At 62.3% G+C, this 18,623-nt stretch carries 16 protein-coding genes; 9 read left to right on the plus strand and 7 right to left on the minus strand.

Features of this window, described 5'->3' with window-relative positions; translation table 11 throughout:
* Window positions 1–143 precede the first annotated feature (143 nt).
* The 7 genes from MRY17_RS14915 (at window position 144) to tal (ending at window position 7,325) form a co-directional block, all read left to right on the plus strand.
* On the plus strand, window positions 144–1,151 hold the full coding sequence (locus MRY17_RS14915; protein WP_191951859.1) for an ABC transporter permease: 1,008 nt from the start codon (window positions 144–146) through the stop codon (window positions 1,149–1,151).
* 50 nt (window positions 1,152–1,201) lie between these two features.
* Entirely contained in the window at window positions 1,202–2,134 is a 933-nt protein-coding gene (locus tag MRY17_RS14920; protein WP_181284395.1) for a sugar ABC transporter substrate-binding protein, read from the plus strand.
* A 15-nt stretch (window positions 2,135–2,149) separates the two neighbouring features.
* Entirely contained in the window at window positions 2,150–3,658 is a 1,509-nt protein-coding gene (locus MRY17_RS14925) for a sugar ABC transporter ATP-binding protein (protein ID WP_243352392.1), read from the plus strand.
* A 131-nt stretch (window positions 3,659–3,789) separates the two neighbouring features.
* Window positions 3,790–4,569 carry an SDR family oxidoreductase gene (locus tag MRY17_RS14930; protein WP_279308387.1) on the plus strand — a complete coding sequence of 260 codons (780 nt, stop codon included), beginning with the start codon at window positions 3,790–3,792 and terminating at the stop codon, window positions 4,567–4,569.
* Window positions 4,570–4,578: 9 nt separating this feature from the next.
* A complete protein-coding gene (locus MRY17_RS14935) occupies window positions 4,579–5,379 on the plus strand; it encodes an SDR family oxidoreductase (protein ID WP_124432362.1) in 801 nt (266 codons plus the stop codon).
* Between the two features lie 45 nt (window positions 5,380–5,424).
* Window positions 5,425–6,378 carry a sugar-binding transcriptional regulator gene (locus MRY17_RS14940; RefSeq protein ID WP_124358843.1) on the plus strand — a complete coding sequence of 318 codons (954 nt, stop codon included), beginning with the start codon at window positions 5,425–5,427 and terminating at the stop codon, window positions 6,376–6,378.
* A gap of 23 nt (window positions 6,379–6,401) precedes the next feature.
* Window positions 6,402–7,325, plus strand: coding sequence for a transaldolase (gene tal / locus MRY17_RS14945; protein ID WP_191951862.1), 924 nt, complete (start codon window positions 6,402–6,404; stop codon window positions 7,323–7,325).
* A gap of 197 nt (window positions 7,326–7,522) precedes the next feature.
* Here the strand turns inward: tal and aqpZ are convergent, their stop codons facing one another.
* The 3 genes from aqpZ to MRY17_RS14960 all read right to left on the minus strand — a co-directional run bounded on the left by aqpZ (window position 7,523) and on the right by MRY17_RS14960 (window position 11,277).
* Complete coding sequence (gene aqpZ, locus MRY17_RS14950; protein ID WP_191956470.1) at window positions 7,523–8,227, minus strand: aquaporin Z; 705 nt, start codon at window positions 8,225–8,227, stop codon at window positions 7,523–7,525.
* Between the two features lie 695 nt (window positions 8,228–8,922).
* Window positions 8,923–10,107 (minus strand): sugar transporter, encoded by a 1,185-nt coding sequence (locus MRY17_RS14955; RefSeq protein ID WP_243352393.1) that lies wholly within the window; start codon window positions 10,105–10,107, stop codon window positions 8,923–8,925.
* 171 nt (window positions 10,108–10,278) lie between these two features.
* On the minus strand, window positions 10,279–11,277 hold the full coding sequence (locus tag MRY17_RS14960) for a bile acid:sodium symporter family protein (RefSeq protein WP_181283822.1): 999 nt from the start codon (window positions 11,275–11,277) through the stop codon (window positions 10,279–10,281).
* Window positions 11,278–11,361: 84 nt separating this feature from the next.
* Here MRY17_RS14960 and MRY17_RS14965 point away from each other — a divergent pair, with 84 nt between their 5' ends.
* Both MRY17_RS14965 and MRY17_RS14970 read left to right on the plus strand, forming a co-directional pair.
* Window positions 11,362–12,150 carry an AraC family transcriptional regulator gene (locus MRY17_RS14965; RefSeq protein WP_181283821.1) on the plus strand — a complete coding sequence of 263 codons (789 nt, stop codon included), beginning with the start codon at window positions 11,362–11,364 and terminating at the stop codon, window positions 12,148–12,150.
* Window positions 12,151–12,247: 97 nt separating this feature from the next.
* Window positions 12,248–12,679 (plus strand): hypothetical protein, encoded by a 432-nt coding sequence (locus MRY17_RS14970; protein WP_191956468.1) that lies wholly within the window; start codon window positions 12,248–12,250, stop codon window positions 12,677–12,679.
* Between the two features lie 120 nt (window positions 12,680–12,799).
* On the opposite strand, the gene MRY17_RS14975 is transcribed toward MRY17_RS14970, so the two are convergent.
* The 4 genes from MRY17_RS14975 to MRY17_RS14990 form a co-directional block, all read right to left on the minus strand.
* Window positions 12,800–14,044, minus strand: coding sequence for a zinc-dependent alcohol dehydrogenase (locus MRY17_RS14975; RefSeq protein WP_181283819.1), 1,245 nt, complete (start codon window positions 14,042–14,044; stop codon window positions 12,800–12,802).
* A gap of 102 nt (window positions 14,045–14,146) precedes the next feature.
* The gene (locus tag MRY17_RS14980) at window positions 14,147–15,091 is read right to left on the minus strand and encodes a methyltransferase (protein ID WP_181283818.1); all 945 of its coding nucleotides are present in this window, start codon (window positions 15,089–15,091) and stop codon (window positions 14,147–14,149) included.
* Between the two features lie 9 nt (window positions 15,092–15,100).
* Window positions 15,101–16,480, minus strand: a complete 1,380-nt coding sequence (locus MRY17_RS14985; protein ID WP_243352394.1) for an iron-containing redox enzyme family protein — start codon at window positions 16,478–16,480, stop codon at window positions 15,101–15,103.
* Between the two features lie 277 nt (window positions 16,481–16,757).
* Entirely contained in the window at window positions 16,758–18,500 is a 1,743-nt protein-coding gene (locus MRY17_RS14990) for an ABC transporter substrate-binding protein (protein ID WP_065933877.1), read from the minus strand.
* Window positions 18,501–18,623: the final 123 nt, after the last annotated feature.

Raw genomic sequence — 18,623 nt, forward strand, 5'->3', positions numbered from 1 at the left:
TGAAACGGCGTTTTAGAGGCCTGCCTGAAAAATTAAGCGCTTGACTTTGCCACGGTGTCACTGGAATCTGAATTAACAGTCAGGCTCGCATAAATATTCAGACAACCTGAAGCACTCCAAAAAAAATAACTCAGGAGAACACTGTGGACGCCAAAGCCATTGTCCAGCACCCGGACGAACTCAAGCCGCCACCCCGCCCCCGGCTGGTGAAACTGCTGCCCAGCAATATCGGCGGCCCATTGATAGGGCTTGTACTGCTGGTGCTGGTCTTCTCCTTCAGCTCCGAATTCTTCTTCTCCCTGCGCAATGGCCTGAACATTCTTGATCAGGTCACGGTGCTGGGCATCCTGGCGATTGGCATGACGGCGGTGATCGTAATTGGCGGTATCGACCTGTCAGTGGGGTCGGTGCTGGCGTTCTCGATGATGATGCTCGGCTGGCTCTATCAGGATCAGGCCGTGCCGCTGGGCCTGGCGATTCCGATCTCGATCGCCACCGGCATGCTGGCCGGGCTGGTGTCCGGCGGGCTGATCACCTACGCCAAGCTGCCACCCTTCATTGCAACGCTGACCATGATGTCGGTGGCGCGCGGTCTGGCGAATATCCTTACCGAAGGCCGGCAGGTCGTCGGTTTTCCAGAGTGGTTCACCAGTCTGGCCACGGTGCGGCATTTCGGCTTTTTGTCGGCCACTGTCGGGCTGTTCCTGGTGATGCTGCTGGTGGCCTGGGTGTTCCTGCGCTTTCGCGCCGGTGGCCGCAACCTCTACGCCATGGGCGGCAGCCCGGAAGTGGCGCGCCTGTCGGGCATCAAGGTGCGCGCAATTACCTTGTGGGTGTACGCCATCAGCGGCGCCCTCGCGGGGATAGCCGCCGTGACCCTGGCCGCGCGCCTGGACTCGTCGCAACCCAGTGCGGGTTTGAGCCTGGAACTGGACGCCATCGCCGCCGTGGTGATTGGCGGCGCCAGCCTCAGCGGCGGTGTGGGCAGCATCGGCGGCACCCTGGTGGGCGTGCTGATCATTGGCGTGTTGCGCAATGGCCTCAACCTGCTGGGGGTCTCGCCCTTTATCCAACAAGTGGTGATCGGCGTGGTCATCGCCCTCGCCGTCACCATCGATACCTTGCGACGCCGCTCCAGCACTGCCCGTTAAACCTGTTCGACAGTTGACACCCTCCAACAATAAAACCAGGAGTCACCGACATGTTCAGCCCCAAGAAACTGCTTATCGCCACCGCGCTGGCGGCCGCGACCCTCACCGCCACCGGCACCACCTGGGCCAAGGATTTGACCATTGGCCTGGCCGTGGCCAACCTGCAGGCCGACTTCTTCAACCAGATCAAGCAATCGGTGGAAGCCGAGGGCAAGGCCAAGGGGATCAAGGTGATCACCGTGGACGCCCAGGGCAACTCCTCCACTCAGGTCAGCCAGATTGAAGACCTGATCACCCGCCAGATCGACGTGCTGATCTACATTCCGGCCGGCGCCACCGCCGCCGGTGTACCGGTGAAAGCCGCCAAGGCCGCCGGTATTCCGGTAATCGCCGTGGACCGCAACGCCCCCGACGCACCGGGCGATACCTTCATCGCCAGCGACAGCGTGGCCGGCGCCAAGACCCTGGCCGAATACGTCGGCAAGATCACCGACGGCAAAGGCCGCATCGCGATCCTGCAAGGCCAGATCGGTACCACGCCGGAAAACGATCGTGCCAAGGGTTTCGAAGAGGGCTTGAAAGCCTTCCCGGACCTCAAGGTGGTGGCCCAGCAACCTGCCGAATGGGCGCAGGACAAAGGTTTTGCCGTGGCCCAGGACCTGCTCCAGCGTGACCCGAACATTACCGTGTTCTTCGGCCGCGCCGATGCCATGGCGTTGGGCGCCGCTCAAGCGGTCAAGGTCGGCAACCTCGATCACAAGGTGGTGATCGTCGGCTTCGACGGCGACGTCGCCGGGCTCAAGGCCGTGGACAGCGGCGTGCTCAATGCAACCATGACCCAGCAGACCCAGAAAATGGGGCGCCTGGCCGTGGCCTCTGCCATCGACCTCAAAGCCGGCAAAGACGTGCCCAAGGAACAACTGCTGCCCACCGTGCTGACCACCAAAGACAACGTCGCGCCGTTCCTGCAACAGCACCCGTAAACCTGGGAGGTCGTCATGCACGCAGCAGCTCTGGACACAGCCGCCGATGCGGTGCTGTGCCTGCGCAATATCAGCAAGGCCTACGGGCCGGTGCAGGTGCTGTCGCAGATCAACGTCGACATTCGTCCCGGCGAAGTGTTGGCCCTGCTCGGTGAAAACGGCGCGGGCAAGTCGACTCTGTCGTCGATCATCGCAGGCTTGGTGCAACCGCAAGACGGGGGCAGCATGACCTGGCTCGGCGAGCCTTACGCTCCGGGTTCGCCGGGGGCCGCATTGAGCGCCGGTATCGGCCTGATCCACCAGGAAATCCGCCTGCTGCCGCAACTGTCGATTGCCGAGAATATCTTCGTCGGTCGCCTGCCCATGCGTCACGGGCGGGTGGACCGCGAGTACATGGAGGCCCAGGCGCAGATCCAGTTGGAGCGCCTGGGGCTCAAGGTACCGGCGTCGCGCAAGGTCGAAGGCCTCAGCGTGGCGGCCCAGCAACTGGTGGAAATCGCCAAGGCGCTGACTCTCAAGGCGCGCTTGTTGATCCTGGATGAACCCACCGCTGCCTTGGGTGGCGAGGAAACCGAGTTGTTGTTCCAGCAGGTGGAGCGGCTCAAGGCCGAGGGCGTGTCGTTTATCTATATCAGCCATCGCCTGGAAGAAATCGCGCGCATTGCCGACCGTGTGCTGGTGCTGCGCGACGGTCGCCAGATCGCCCTGCATGCCACTGCGCAAGTGCCGGTACGTGAGCTGGTGGAACAGATGGTCGGGCGCAGCCTGGAGCGGATTTTCCCCGCGCTGCAGGCGCCGCAGGAAAAGGTGATGCTTCAGGTCAAGGATTTGAGTTGTCGCGAATTCGCCTTGCACGGCATCGACTTCAGCGTGCGCGCCGGTGAAGTGTTCGGCATTGCCGGCGTGGTCGGCGCCGGGCGGACCGAACTGGTGCGCACCCTTGCCGGCGCCGCCCAGGATATCCGCGGGCACATGGTGCTCGATGGCGAGGTGCGTCAACTGCGCTCGCCATTCGAGGCGATCCAGGCCGGTGTGGTGCTGGTGCCCGAAGACCGCAAGCAACAAGGCGTGGTGGTGGAACATCGCATCGAAGACAACCTGATCTATGGCAACACCGACCTGCTGGACAAACGCGGCTGGGTGTTCCCTGCCCCGCTGCGTGAATTCGCGCGCACGGCGGCGGCGCGCCTGGGTGTCAAAGGCGCGCCGCAATCGCGGATCTCCAGCTTGTCCGGCGGTAATCAGCAGAAAGTGATCATCGCCAAATGGCTGGCGCGCAATCCCAAGGTGTTCATTCTCGATGAGCCGACACGCGGCATCGACGTGGGCGCGCGGGCGGCGATTTATGAGGTGATCACTGATCTCGCGGCCAAGGGCATGGCGGTGATTGTGGTGAGTTCGGATTTGGATGAAGTATTGGGCTTGTCCCACCGGGTGATGGTGATGAGCCGGGGGCGGCAGATGGGGATCCTGGAGCGCGCCGAAGCCACGCCAGTGTCAGTGATGGAAATGGCCACTGCATAACCCACAAACAACGAAGATCCAGTGTGGGAGGGGGCTTGCCCCCGATGGCTGTGTATCGTCACCCCATTTATCAACTGACAGACTGCTATCGGGGGCAAGCCCCCTCCCACATTGGATAGCGGCGCTTTCAAATAACGGAGTTTTCCATGCAACTTTTCAGTCTTCAGGACCAAGTCGCCTTTGTCACCGGTGCCGGCAGCGGCATTGGCCAAGCCATCGCCGTCGGGCTTGCCGAGGCCGGCGCCGATGTCGCCTGTTTTGACCTGCCCGGCAGTCCCGGCATCGCCAGTACCGTCGAACGCATCCAGGCCCTGGGTCGCCGCGCCCTCGCCTTGAGCGGAACCGTCACCGAACGCGCTGCCCTGGACGCGGCCGTAGCGCGCACCGAAAGCGAACTGGGCGAGCTCAGCGTGGCGGTCAACTGCGCCGGCATCGCCAACGCCCAGGCCGCCGAGGACCTGGAGCTGCAACGCTGGCAAACCACCCTGGACATCAACCTCACCGGTATCTTCCTCAGTTGCCAGGCCCAGGCTGCCGTCATGCTGCCGCGTGGCAAAGGCGCCATCGTCAACATCGCCTCCATGTCCGGCAGTATCGTCAACCGCGGCCTGTTGCAGGCGCACTACAACACCTCCAAGGCCGGAGTAATCCACCTGAGCAAAAGCCTGGCGATGGAATGGGCCGACAAGGGCCTGCGCGTGAATTGCATCAGCCCCGGCTACACCGCCACGCCGATGAACTCGCGGCCGGAAGTCGCCGATCAGGTGAAGATCTTTGAACAGACCACGCCCATGGGCCGCATGGCCAGCGTGGACGAAATGGTCGGCCCGGCGATCTTCCTGGTCAGCCAGGCGTCGTCTTTCTGCACCGGTGTCGACCTGTTGGTCGATGGCGGCTTTGTGTGCTGGTAGGAGTTCGTCATGTCGCAACGATTCAGCGGTAAAACCATCGTCATCACCGGCGCCTGCCGTGGCATCGGCGCCGGCATTGCCGAGCGCTTCGCCCAGGAAGGCGCCCACCTGGTGCTGGCCTCCAACGACCTGGAGCGCGTGACCTTCACCGCCGACCAGTTGGCCCGGGAATACGGCGTGAGCACCCTTGCCCTCGGAATCGATGTCACCAACGAAAGCGATATCGAACGGCTCTACCGCGAAGGCCACGCGCGCTTCGGCAGTATCGACGTGTCGGTGCAGAACGCCGGCATCATCACCATCGACCACTACGACACCATGCCCCGCGCCGACTTCGACAAGGTGCTGCAGGTCAACACCACCGGGGTGTGGCTGGGTTGCCGAGAGGCGGCCAAATACATGGTCAAGCAAGGCAGCGGACGCTTGATCAACACCTCGTCGGGCCAGGGCCGCCAGGGCTTTATCTACACGCCGCACTACGCCGCGAGCAAAATGGGCGTGATCGGCATCACCCAGAGCCTGTCCCTGGAGCTGGCGCGGCATAACATCACGGTCAATGCGTTCTGCCCGGGCATCATCGAAAGCGAGATGTGGGACTACAACGACCGCGTCTGGGGCGAGATCCTCAGCACCGACGAAAAGCGCTACGCCAAGGGCGAGTTGATGGCCGAATGGGTCAGGAACATCCCGCTGCGCCGCGCCGGCAAACCCTCGGATGTCGCAGGGCTGGTGGCGTTCCTGGCCTCGGATGACGCGGCCTACCTGACCGGCCAGGCGATCAATATCGACGGCGGCCTGATCATGTCGTAAGGGTTTGGTATCCTCACGGCCATTGAGTCAACCACTGAGGCTTTCATGAGCCAGATCGAAGAACAGCGCCTGATCACCAAGATCGCGAGCCTCTATTACGAAGAAGGGCTCAAGCAGTCCGAAATTTCCACGCAGCTGGACCTGTCCCAGTCCTTTATCAGCCGCGCCCTGCGCCGCGCGCTGGCGGAGGGTGTGGTGAAGATCAGCGTGATGCGCCTGCAAGGCCTGCACCTGGAGCTGGAAACCCAACTGCAACGCCGCTACGGCGTGCGCCGGGTGATCGTGGTGGAAGCCACCCAGCCCGGCAACGATGAAAGCATCAAGCAAGCCATCGGCTCGGCCGCCGCGCATTACCTGGAGACCAGCCTGTCGCCCCAGGACCGCATCGGCATTTCGTCGTGGAGCAGCACCATTCGCGCCATGGTCGGCCATCTGCATGCCCAACCGGGTAAACAAGGCGCCGAGGAAGTGGTACAACTGTTGGGCGGGGTCGGCCATAAAGGCGCGTTCGAAGCCACCCTGCTCACCCAACGCCTGGCGACCCTGCTCAATTGCCCGGCGTACCTGCTGCCCTCGCAAAGCATCGAGCAATCGGTGCAGAGCAAGCAGCGCATCGTGCAGATGGAAGAGGTCAAGGAGGTGCTGCAACGCTTTGACAGCATCACCCTGGCGATCGTCGGCATCGGTGAGCTGGAGCCTTCGCAACTGCTGCGCAACAGCGGCAACTACTACACCGAGGACATGCTGCGCCTGTTGGCCGAGCGTGGCGCGGTGGGCGATATCTGCCTGCGTTACTTCGATGCCCAGGGCAAGCCGGTGCTGGAGGAAGATGAGGAATTCGTGGTGTCGGTGGCGCTGCCCAAACTGCGCAACATCCAGCGCGTGCTCGGCCTGGCCGGCGGGCTGAACAAGGTCCAGGCGATTCGTGGCGCGCTCACCGGCGGCTACCTCGACATCCTGGTGACCGACCTCGACACCGCCCAGGCCCTCAACCGATAACCCTTTTTTGGAGACCGCCGCTCATGACATCCAAACTCGAACAACTCAAGCAATTCACTACCGTGGTCTGCGACACCGGCGACCTGGAAGCCATCAGCCGTCTGCGCCCGGTGGACGCCACCACCAACCCTTCCCTGCTGCTCAAGGCCTCGGCCATCGAGCATTACGGCGACATCCTGCGCAACGCGCTCGACCTGTCCAAAGGCGACCTGGGCCTGGCCTGCGATCAGTTTTCCGTGGCGGTGGGCTGCGGCATTCTCAAGGTGATTCCGGGACGCATCTCCACCGAGGTCGATGCACGGTTGTCCTTCGATGAAGACGCGCTGTGGGCCAAGGCCAATCAGTTGATCGCGCTTTACGACCAGGCCGGCGTCGGTCGCGACCGCGTGCTGATCAAACTGGCGTCCACCTGGGAAGGTATCCGCACCGCCGAACGCCTGGAAAAAGCCGGCATCCAGACCAACCTGACCCTACTGTTCTCTTTCGCCCAGGCCCAGGCCTGCGCCGATGCCGGTGTGTTTCTGATTTCACCGTTCGTGGGCCGCATCTACGACTGGTACCGCAAGCACACCGGCCTGGACTACACCGGCGCGGACGATCCGGGCGTGCAATCGGTGACGCGGATCTACAACTACTACAAGGCCAACGGCATTAAGACGGTGGTCATGGGCGCCAGCTTCCGCACCCTCAGCCAGATCGAACAGCTGGCGGGCTGTGATCGCTTGACCATCAGCCCCGAGTTGCTGCAAAAACTCGATGAAGACCAGGGCACCCTCGATCGTAAACTGGTGCCCGGTGCCGCCGGCGAAGCGCGCCAGTCCATCAACGAGGCGCAGTTTCGCTGGGCCTCCAACGAAGATGCGATGGCCACCGAAAAACTCGCCGAAGGCATCCGCCAGTTTGCGCGTGACCAGGAACAACTCGAAAAGGTACTGGCTGCGCTGTGATGCCTCTACCGCCATAGGCTTCGGTGTTGCACGGTTCCTTAGGCGAGGGAGATTGCCTTGCACTGTAGGAGCGAGCTTGCTCGCGAAAAACGTCAACGATAACGCGTGCATCCTGGATGAACGCGGTGTCTGTGAGTTCTTCGCGAGCAAGCTCGCTCCTACAGTGGAGAGCAACCCACTCGCCACCGTATAAGGCATCAAGCCGACTTTTGCTCGCCCAATGTGCGAGCTGCCAATGCCCCCAAAACCCCGCCAACAATCGGCGCCAGCCAGAACACCCAGAGCTGCGAAAGGTACTCACCTGCGGCAAATAATGCTGGCCCGGTGCTGCGTGCCGGGTTGACCGACGTATTGGTCACCGGGATCAGCACCAAGTGAATCAAGGTCAGCGCCAGGCCAATGGCAATTGGCGCAAAGCCCGGAGCAGCCCCCGGTGCAGTCACACGCATAATGATGAATACGAAGAAGAACGTGGCGATCAGTTCAGCCAACAGTGCGGCCTTCAGGTCAAAGAGGCCTGGGCTCAGGGGGCCGTAACCGTTGGCGGCAAAACCACCCACGGTGAAATCGGGCTGGCCGTTGGCGATCAAGTAAAGTGCCGCGGCAGCCACAATGGCCCCGCTGACCTGCGCCGCGATGTAAGGCAGCACATCCGCACCGCACACACGACGCCCGGCCCACAGGCCAATGGTCACCGCCGGGTTGAAATGCCCGCCGCTGATACCGCCCACGGCATAGGCCATGGTCAATACCGTCAGACCAAACGCCAGCGACACCCCGGCAAAACCAATACCCAACTGTGGAAAAGCCGCCGCCAGAATGGCACTGCCACACCCGCAGAAAGTCAGCCAGAAGGTCCCCAGAAGCTCCGCGATCAAACGCTTTTGCACAATCGACTCCATTGCTGTTCACGTGCCGTCACCACGGGAGGTGGGCGGTCCCGCGAGACGGTAGCAATGGGTATTGATGGTTCGTGTAGGAATTGTCCGGTTTTAGTCGCGCGCGGGATCAGCAATATCCGGCGTCTGCTTGTGCCACTGGGGGCCAACTATCCAGATCTGTAGCGCCGTTGGATACGCTGTTGGTTTTGTGTGGGAGGGGGCTTGCCCCCGATGGCGGCCTCAGGACTGACCAGGATGCTGGATCAGACCGAGTACATATCCGTTTCTGCGGTAACGGCTACTTAGGGTTCCGCTTTTACAGCGGCTCACTTTTGAAAAGCGCAAAAGTAAGCAAAACGCTCTTGCCCCACCACTCGGCACCTCGCCCAGGCTCGGTGTGCCCGAACGCAGGCTTAAATCCGTGGGCCGCCGCAATGGGCCATCCATGGCCCAGTGCGGCTAACCCGGCGTCCTGCCGGGTTGCCCACGGATTCAAGCCTGCGTTCGGCCAGCGTGGTTTAACGGGGCGCCTAAGATCAAAAGCAGATCAAAAGCGGCTCGCTTCGCATCGTGGTTACCGCACGCTTCTATGGCCTACAAAGTTGTGTAGATATCTATGCCCCGATGAGGGAGAGTCAGTAAGTGCATCAGTGACTGACACACCGCCATCGGGGGCAAGCCCCCTCCCACATTTGGACCGATAGGTAACCGTCGCTTCAGCGCTGCACCACCCCCGTGCCAAACCGCCGAATCGCCAGGCAATACCCCACCAATGCCAGCGCCGCCAGCAACCCGCCCGCCGCGCCGATCCAGGCGAAGCCGAAGTGGCTGCCGACCCAGCTGCCCATCAATGCACCGCCGCCGATGCCGATGTTGTAGATGCCGGAGAACATCGCCATGGCCACGTCGGTGGCGTCGGGTGCCAGCACCAGCACTTTGGACTGCATCGCCAGGCCGAAGCCCATGATCGCCATGCCCCAGAACACACTCAGGCCCACCAGGTAGGACTCGGCGCCGCTCAACGGCAACATCAGCGCCAGGCAGGCCGCAAGCAGGAACACGCTGCTGACCACGAAGACGTGCGGGTTGAAGCGATGCACCAGGCTGAACAGCAGCGAGCCGATGATGCCGGCGCCGCCGAATACCAGCAGGATCAGGGTGACCGCGCTGCCCCCCAGACCGGCGACGCCTTCGACGAAGGGCTCGATGTAGCTGTAGGCGGTGAATTGCGCGGTAACGGTCATCGCGGTCAGCACGTAGAGCGCCACCAGTGCCGGGCGCTTGAACAGCAGCGGCAGGCTGCGCAGGGAGCCGGAGTTCTGGCTCGGCAACGGTGGCAAGGTGCGCGCCAGCCAGAGCACCAGCGCAGCGGCGAATGCGGCAATCACCAGGAAGGTGGTGCGCCAGCCCATGGCCTCGCCCAGCAGGCGGCCCAGGGGGATACCCAGCACCATCGCCAGGGACGTACCGGTGGCGAGCAGGCCCAGGGCCTGCACCTGCTTGCCCTGTGGCGCCAGGCGCACCGCCAGGGATGCGGTGATCGACCAGAACAGCGCATGGGCCAGGGCGATGCCGATCCGGCTGACCATCAGCAGGCCGAAACTGGTGGCCACGCTGGACAGGATATGACTGACGATAAACAGGCCGAACAGCACGATCAGCAACTTGCGCCGCTCGACGTTGCGCGTGAGCAGCATCACCGGCAGCGACGTCAGCGACACGATCCACGCATAGATGGTCAGCATCAGGCCGACGCTGGCCACGGGCATGTCAAAGCTGGCGCCAATGGCGCTGAGCAGGCCGACCGGCACGAACTCGGTGGTATTGAACACAAACGCGGCCAACGCCAGGGCGATGACCGGTTGCCAATTGGCTTGGGGGGTTGCGGCTGAAAGGCTCATTGAAGGGCGAGGTACTCTGACAGTGATCAAACGGCCGCGCAGGACACGCGGGGCCGTTGAGCATTCTATAGGTTTCTCGCGGCGCTGTTGGCCCTGATCCTGCCCGGTTATCGCGTGGCAGGTCAGCGCGTCTGCCTAAACACTAGGTGAATTGGCCTGATGAGCCCTGTCTCACGGATCCACCTGCGTCATCAACTCGGGAATGCTTTCCGGCCGCCTGGCATAGCGCTGGGCCAACGCGGCGCACACCATTAGCTGGATCTGATGAAACAGCATCAGCGGCAGGATCAGCACGCCCATGGTTGCCCCGGCAAACAACACCTGGGCCATCGGCACGCCAGTGGCCAGGCTTTTCTTCGAGCCGCAGAACAGGATGGTGATGCGGTCTTCCTGGTTGAAGCCGAACGCCTTGCCCAGCAGCAAGGACGCCATCAGCACCAGCGCCAGCAGGACGCAGCACGCCAGCACCAGGCCGCCCAATTCCCACAGCGGAATCTGGTGCCAGATACCTTCATTGACCGCCTCGCTGAAGGCGCCGTAGACCACCAGCAGGATTGAGCCCTGGTCGACGAACTTGAGCCAGGATTTGTTGCGGCCGACCCAGTCACCGATCCAGCGCCGGGCAATCTGGCCGGCGACGAACGGAAGCAGCAACTGCACGCTGATCTTCAGGATCGCATCGACGGTGGAGCCGCCATCGCCGTGCACATTGAGCAGCAAGGTCACCAGCAACGGCGTGAGGAAGATGCCGAACAGGCTTGAGGCCGCCGCGCTGCAGATAGCCGCCGGGATGTTGCCGCGCGCAAGGGAGGTGAAGGCAATCGCCGATTGCACGGTGGCCGGCAGCGCGCAGAGGTAGAGCATGCCCATGTACAGGTCGTTGCCGATCAGCGGCGACAGCGCGGGCTTGAGCGCCAGCCCCAGCAGCGGGAACAGCACGAAGGTCAGGCTGAACACCAGCAGGTGCAGACGCCAGTGCCCCGCTCCGGCGACGATGGCCTGGCGGGACAGCTTGGCGCCGTGCAGGAAAAACAGCAGCGCGATGGCGAGGTTGGTGACCCAGCCGAAGGCCACGGCGGTCTGGCCGCTGGCCGGCAGCAGGGAGGCGAGAATCACCGTGGCGATCAGGGTCAGGGTGAAGTTGTCGGGCAGGAAACGCGGACGGGTCATAAGCAAATCTTCCAGGGGTTGCCAAGCGCATGGAGCGACTCTAACGTAACGATCTATTACCGACTAACGCCAATGAGCCAGTAAATGCCGCCTAAAGGACAGGACAAAACCGTGCGACGCACGGTCCCGGGGCTGTCCAGCCTGCCACGACCTGTGTATGGGCGCACCGAATCGCTGCCCAATCGCGCACTGACGCGCCGGCACAGCCATCCGTGGGTGCAGTTGTCCTATGCGATTTCCGGGGTGCTGGAGATCCAGACCAGTGCCGGCCGCTTCGTCGCCCCGCCCCAGCGTGCGGTGTGGATTCCGGCGGGCGTGCCGCACCGCGTCTACAGCGCGCCCCACACCGAAATGCGCAGCCTGTACCTCGATTGCAGCGTCACGGCGTGGGCGGCCGGGCATTGTCATGTGCTGGCGGTGAGCAGCCTGTTGCGCGAGCTGATCCGCAGCTTCAGCGAACGGCCGGTGGAATACGCCGAGGATGGCCCGGACGGGCGCCTGGCCCAGGTACTCCTGGACCAGCTCGCCGCCGCGCCCCAGGTGGATTTGATGCTGCCCCTGCCCCATGACGCCCGCTTGCGCCAGATCTACCGCAGCCTGAACCTGCATCCGGAGCAGCAGACCACGCTGGGGCACTGGAGCCAAAAGCTGGGGGTCAGCGAAAAAACCCTCAGCCGTTTGTTTCTGAGTGACACCGGGCTGACCTTCCGCGCGTGGCGCCAACGCCTGCGCCTGCTGAGCGCCCTGCCCGCCCTGGAGCAAGGCGAGCGGGTGACGGATGTGGCGCTGGGCTGTGGTTATGACTCGACGTCGGCGTTTATAAACGCCTTTCGCCAGCAATTTGATACCACGCCGGGAGAATTTTTCCGCTGACCGCTCGCCCGTTAAAGGCAAAAAATCCCCAAACACGCGCTCGGCTGGTATTGTTCCGCGCTTTGGAGCACTGCTACCGACTTGCGAGGAATAGACGTTGGACACTGACGAAAAAATGACCGGAGACCTGTTCGAGGTCGATAAGCGCCTGTCACTCAAACCCGTGGTGGACTTCAACGCCTACCTGCGCAGCGCGTTTGGCGATGGCCCGTGCACCTGCATACGCTGCAGTGCCACTGGTGGCGATGAAACCGGCTACGGCTTCCAGCACACGTTCAATTTCGACGGCAACCCCACCCACCGCCGCTTCGCCGCCACGGCAGGCAGCGATGTGCTGATGGTGCTGAAGAAGGCCTGGTTGTCGTACACCAAGGCCGAGTTGCCGCTCAGCGGTGTGTTGGCGCTGGAGACGGTGAAAGAATTTGTCGAGCCGCCGTTGCACAAGCGCGTGGCGCCACTGCTGTTGGCCAGCGGATTGGTCAAGGATGTCGATGGCCAATTGCACATTCAGCCACAAGCATTGACTTGAACACACTTCAAATGTGGGAGGGGGCTTGCCCCCGATAGCAGTGTGTCAGCCAACCAATGCTTAGCTGGCTCACCGCAATCGGGGGCAAGCCCCCTCCCACATTGGTTTTGTATTGGCAGATTAAAAACCGGGAACGCCTTGCATCCGGAGCTCGGGAGACAGTTCTTCCAGCGGCTCGGTCAACGGCCGATCACTGATCCCCGGCAGCAGGATCACCTTGCGGCACTCTTCCTCGGCTTTATCAAACAGTTCATAGCCCCGCGCGGCCTGTTCCAGAGACAGTCGATGGGTAACGATGGCCTCGGGATTCAGGTGTCCAAGCTCAATGTGCTCAAGTAATTCCGGCAGGAAGCGCTGCACGTGGGTCTGACCCATCTTGAAGGTCAATCCCTTGTCGAACGCGTCACCGAACATGAAGCCATGGATAAAGCCGGCATACACCCCGGCTACGCTGACCACCCCGCCACGGCGCACGGCCGCGATGCACTGGCGCAGGGCCTTGCCGCTGCTGCCTTCGATCTTCAAGGTGGTAAGGATGGTTTCGGTGGTGCTGCCCTTGGCTTCGAAACCCACCGCATCCACCACGCCATCGACGCCGCGCATACCGGCGGTCTGGCGGATGATGGTGTCGGCCGGGTCGTCGTCCTCTTCAAAATTGATCGGGATAACGCCGTACATCTTTTGTGCATAGGCCAGTCGATAGGGATGGTCGTCGACCATGAAAATCCGTTCGGCGCCGAGCATCTGCGCACACGCCGCGCTGAGCAACCCCACGGGGCCTGCGCCATAGATCGCCACGCTGGAGCCTTTGCCGATACCGGCATTGGTCACCGCCTGCCAGGCCGTGGGCAGGATGTCGGAGAGGAACAGCACCTTTTCATCCGCCAGCACGCCGGGCACCTTGAACGGTCCGGCGTTGGCCTTGGGCACCCGCACCAGTTCGGCCTGGCCACCGGGAATGCCACCGTACAGGCGGCTGTAGCCGAACAACGCGGCACCCGGGGGAATCGCCTTTTTATTCAGAATTGCGCCGCGTCCGTCATTGGTGGTTTCACAGGCGGCGTACTGCTGCAACTGGCAGAAAAAACAATCACCGCAGGCAATCACGAAGGGAATCACCACGCGGTCACCGCGCTGCACCGCCGTGACCGCCGGACCGGTTTCTTCGACGATGCCCATAAACTCATGCCCGAAGATATCGCCGTGCTCCACCGTCGGAATCTTGCCCCGGTACAGGTGCAGGTCCGAGCCGCAGATCGCGGTGGCGGTGACGCGCAGAATGATGTCGTCGGGTTGCTCGATAATCGGGTCAGGTACGGTATCGACCTGCACTTTATGGGCGCCTTGGTAGGTCATCGCGCGCATGCGCTGCACTCCTGTAGTTGGGTCTCAATAATTAAGGGCACGCACCTTGGGAGGGTGTTCCCTCAACCTGCGGGGCAACCGATAAATGGTCGCCGCCAGCCGTCAGCGCAGGCGAGTGACAGTAAGCGCAACCACGGCAATCCGCTCGACGCGTTCATACCCGGGTTTATCGAGCTCTTCACCGAATACGTCCGGGTCCAGCTCACGGTAGGTCCAGCCATAGACATCGCTGGCCAGCAATGGCTTGACGGCCTCCAGGAATGGATCGCCGCCGGCCACCATGGCCACGCCGGTGTACAACACCAGGCTACCGTTCACGGCCAGGCGCCCGAGAGATTCGCTGACGATGCGCACCGACAGCTGTTCGCCCAACGCCCCACCGCCATGGCGATAGGCGCGCTGGCGGTCGTCATTCATGTACGGCGGGTTGGCGACGATCAGGTCGAATTCGCCCTCGACGCTGGTCAGCACGTCACTCTGGTAAACGCTCACATTCGTCAGGCCTGCCAGCTCGGCATTCACTGCAGTCAGGCGCAGCGCGCGTGGGTTGATATCCACCGCCAGCACCTCGGCATCGTGGCGTGCCTGGGCAACGACCAGCGCACCGACACCCGCCCCGCAGCCGATGTCCACCGCGCGTTTGAGCGGCTCGAAGCGCTGCTGCAGACAGGCCTCGATCACTTGGGCGAATCGATAGCTGTCGGGGCCGAAAAATACTGCATCCGCCTCGACGGTGGGATAAGGCGAATGGGCAAACAACAGGCCCTCCAGGCTCGACCAACGCACGCTGCTGCGCCACAGCGCATCGTGTTTTTCAATCACTTCGGCCTGTTGCAACTCTTGATGAAATGCCTCGGGCAGCAGGTCGTTGTCGAACGGCATGGACCAGCCGAACACGTCGCGCAGGTTCATCGCCAGGGGGGTCGCGAGGCGCCGGTACACGCGCTCGTGGGTCAGCGGCGTGGGGGTGATAAAACGATAGCCGCTCTCCTTCAAGCGTCGCCCGAGGTTCAGCAGGGCACGATCGGCCAGTTGTTGTGCAGACATGGAGATTCCTTAGCGCAGGCGCGCGCGCAGTTGGATAAAGCGACGGGTGGCGTACAACCCGGCGGGGCTGCAATGGCGCCGCGCCGACATCCATGGGATCAGCGCACCCGGCTGCTGCTCATCGGGCAGGCTCCAGAGTGATTCGACGAGGGCCTGGGTATCCGGATCAGCCGGACGGTGCTGTTCGCGGCTGAAACGGCTGCCACGCCCTGGTCGTACCGGCGCCACGCGCTGGGTGCCGATCCAGTCTCCGGCGATCCAGTCATGCAACACCTGTTTTTCATAACCGCTGAACACACCGAACATCGCGGCGCCCGCTCCTTCGATCAACTGCCAGAAGCGGCTCTCGGCGGGGTCCTGGTTGCGCTTGATCCAACCCTTTTCTTCCATGGCCTTAAGAAAATCAGCGATCTGCCCAGGCTTGGCCAGCCATTGGTTGACGGTCTTGCCTTCGAAGCGGCAGTAGTCCGAATGCATATGCTGGCCAAAGGTGCGCTTGCGTTCGAGCATGGCCACCACTTCCTCTTGCAGATCAAAACTCTCGATGACCGCCGCGGTGCCTGGGCCGAGGTCGTTGAGGCGATAGCCGGCGGCGACGCGACGGTAGAAGTCTGCCCTGCCCTCACCCAGCGGCAGCAGGTTCAACACCGACTGCGCGGCTTTGCTGGCGTGGCCGCTGCTGGCGTTGTCGATGGTCACGTGCAGGGTGAAGTAATAGGGGTCGATGCCCAGCTCGCTCAGTTCGTAAGCCGTGATCAGCAGGTGCAGCGGCAACTGCTCGTAACCCAGGTTGTAGCCGATGATTTCCGGCAGGAACTCTTCCGCGCACAGGCCCAAGGCCAGTTGCAATGCACCTTGCAGATAGTGGCCGTCCTCAAGCCCCGCCTCGCTGTCGGCATCGTGCTCGCTGAGCAGCTTGCGATAGATCACTACATGATTCTGTGCGGCTTCGCCGTCACCCAGCTCTTCGAGGTAGGTGGTCAGCAGGCCGTCGAAGCGCTGGTCTTGCCAATAGCGCAGCAGGCCGTAGAGCCAGGCGCCATCGACCTGTTTGGTCGGGGCCACGCGTTGCAGCACATACAACGCGTGCGCCTTGTTCTGGAAATAGCGGCGCGGCCGGCCTTGCTGGCGTTGCTCCAGATACTCGGCGTAGGCCTCGGCCACGGCGGCGCAGCGCTGTTCGACCCAGGCCAGCAGCTGTTCGGGCACCTCGGGCAGGTCGCTGATGGTGCCTTCCACCTGCGCCAATTGATCCTGCAGGTAGTCGCGCGCCACTTGCGTGGCATCCGCAGCTTCACCGTACAGCTGTTGGTAGACCCGTTGATGGCGGCCCTGGGCCGAGTCTGTGACAGAGGCCGGTTGGCCCGACAGCGCTGTGAGGAGTGTCATGGTGGCAGTTTCCGCAAAGTCCGTTACAACGGGCCAGCCTGCAAGGCGACCCCGCAAAAGCGCTTGAACCACGCGCCTATAGAATGCAGAGCCTCGGAGCGTGCGAAAAATTCAAATCAGGTTGTTAAAGGGGGGATAAGCGGTAGGTGTGCAGAATGCAAATGTGGGAGGAGGCTTGCCCCCGATAGCAGTGGATCAGTCAATGAATTCGTCACTGACACACCGCTATCGGGGGCAAGCCCCCTCCCACATTTCTTACATCCTGAGTGCTGCGTTGTTATTTACGCGCCGCCTCCCACTGCTTGAGCAGGTCGTTGTAGTTCACGGTCTCGCCTTTGGGCTTCTCGTTGGCCAGTTTCGGTTTCGGCGCGCCAGGCTGGTCGAACCAGTATTGCGCGTCACGCTCGGGGTTCATTTTCGGGCCGCACACCGGTTGTACCTTGGAGCGTTCCAGGCGCGTCATGATCGCGTCCTGCTCCTTGGCCAGGTTGTCCAGCGCCTGTTGCGGGGTTTTCTCGCCGCTGGCGGCGGCGGCGATGTTGCTCCACCACAGTTGCGCCAGGCGCGGGTAGTCGGGCACGTTGGTGCCGGTCGGCGACCACTCGGTGCGGGCCGGGCTGCGGTAGAACTCCACCAGGCCACCGAGTTTGGGGGCCATGTCGGTCATGGCCTGGGAGTTGATGTCAGACTCCCGAATCGGCGTCAGGCCGACGATGGTTTTCTTCAAGGATACGGTTTTGGAGGTGACGAACTGCGCGTAGAGCCAGGCCGCGAGTTTCTGTTTCTCCGGCGTGGACTTGAGGAAGGTCCAGGAACCCACGTCCTGATAGCCCTTCTTCATGCCCTTCTCCCAGTACGGCCCGACCGGCGACGGCGCCATGCGCCATTTCGGCGTACCGTCGGCGTTCACCACCGGCAGGCCCGGCTTGACCATGTCGGCGGTAAACGCGGTATACCAGAATATCTGCTGGGCGATGTTGCCCTGGGACGGCACCGGACCGGATTCGGAGAAGGTCATGCCCGCCGCTTCCGGTGGCGCATAGGCCTTCATCCAGTCCACGTATTTCTGCGTGGCGAACACCGCCGCCGGGCCGTTGGTGTCACCGCCGCGGGTCACGCTGGAGCCCACCGGGTGGCAGTCCTCCACGCGAATGCCCCACTCGTCCACCGGCAAGCCGTTGGGCAGGCCCTTGTCGCCGCCGCCGGCCATGGAGAACCAGGCATCGGTGAAGCGCCAGCCCAGGGAGGGGTCTTTCTTGCCGTAGTCCATGTGCCCATAGACGCGCTTGCCGTCGATTTCCTTGACGTCTTCGCTGAAGAATTTGGCGATGTCTTCATAGGCCGACCAGTTCACCGGTACGCCGAGGTCGTAACCGTATTTTTCCTTGAACTTGGCTTTCAGCTCCGGGCGCTCGAACCAGTCGGCGCGGAACCAGTAGAGGTTGGCGAACTGCTGGTCGGGCAGCTGGTAGATTTTGCCGTCCGGCGCGGTGGTAAAGGACAGGCCGATAAAGTCCTTTAGGTCCAGAGTCGGCGAGGTGAAGTCCTTGCCTTCGTTGGCCATCAGGTCGGTGATGGATTCGGTCTTGCCGTAGCGAAAGTGCGTGCCGATCAGGTCCGAGTCGTTGACCCAGCCGTCATAGATATTCTTGTCCGATTGCATCTGGGTTTGCAGCTTCTCCACCACGTCGCCTTCCTGCAGCAGGTCGTGGGTCAGCTTGATCCCGGTGATTTCGCTGAAGGCCTTGGCCAGCACCTTGGATTCATACTCGTGGGTGGTGAGGGTTTCCGACACCACGTTGATCTTCATCCCACGGAAGGGTTCGGCGGCCTTGATAAACCACTTCAACTCCTCAAGCTGTTGGGCTTCGGTGAGCGTGGACGGTTTGAACTCGCTGCCGATCCATTTTTTCGCGGCATCTTCATACGCATCGGCCCAGGCCGAAGCGCTCAAACCGCTGAGGGCCAGTACGGCGGCCAATGAAATGCTATGTCGCAGCTTATTGTTTTTATTCAACATAGAGACCTCCTGGTTATTTTCATACGGGACGATCGGCGGTCACCTCCCTTGTAGGAGCGAGCTTGCTCGCGAAGAACTCCAAGACACCGCGGGCTACCAGGAACACTGCGTTATCGTTGACGA

It is taken from the genome of Pseudomonas orientalis, from assembly GCF_022807995.1.
Taxonomy (GTDB): Bacteria; Pseudomonadota; Gammaproteobacteria; order Pseudomonadales; family Pseudomonadaceae; genus Aquipseudomonas; species Aquipseudomonas orientalis_B.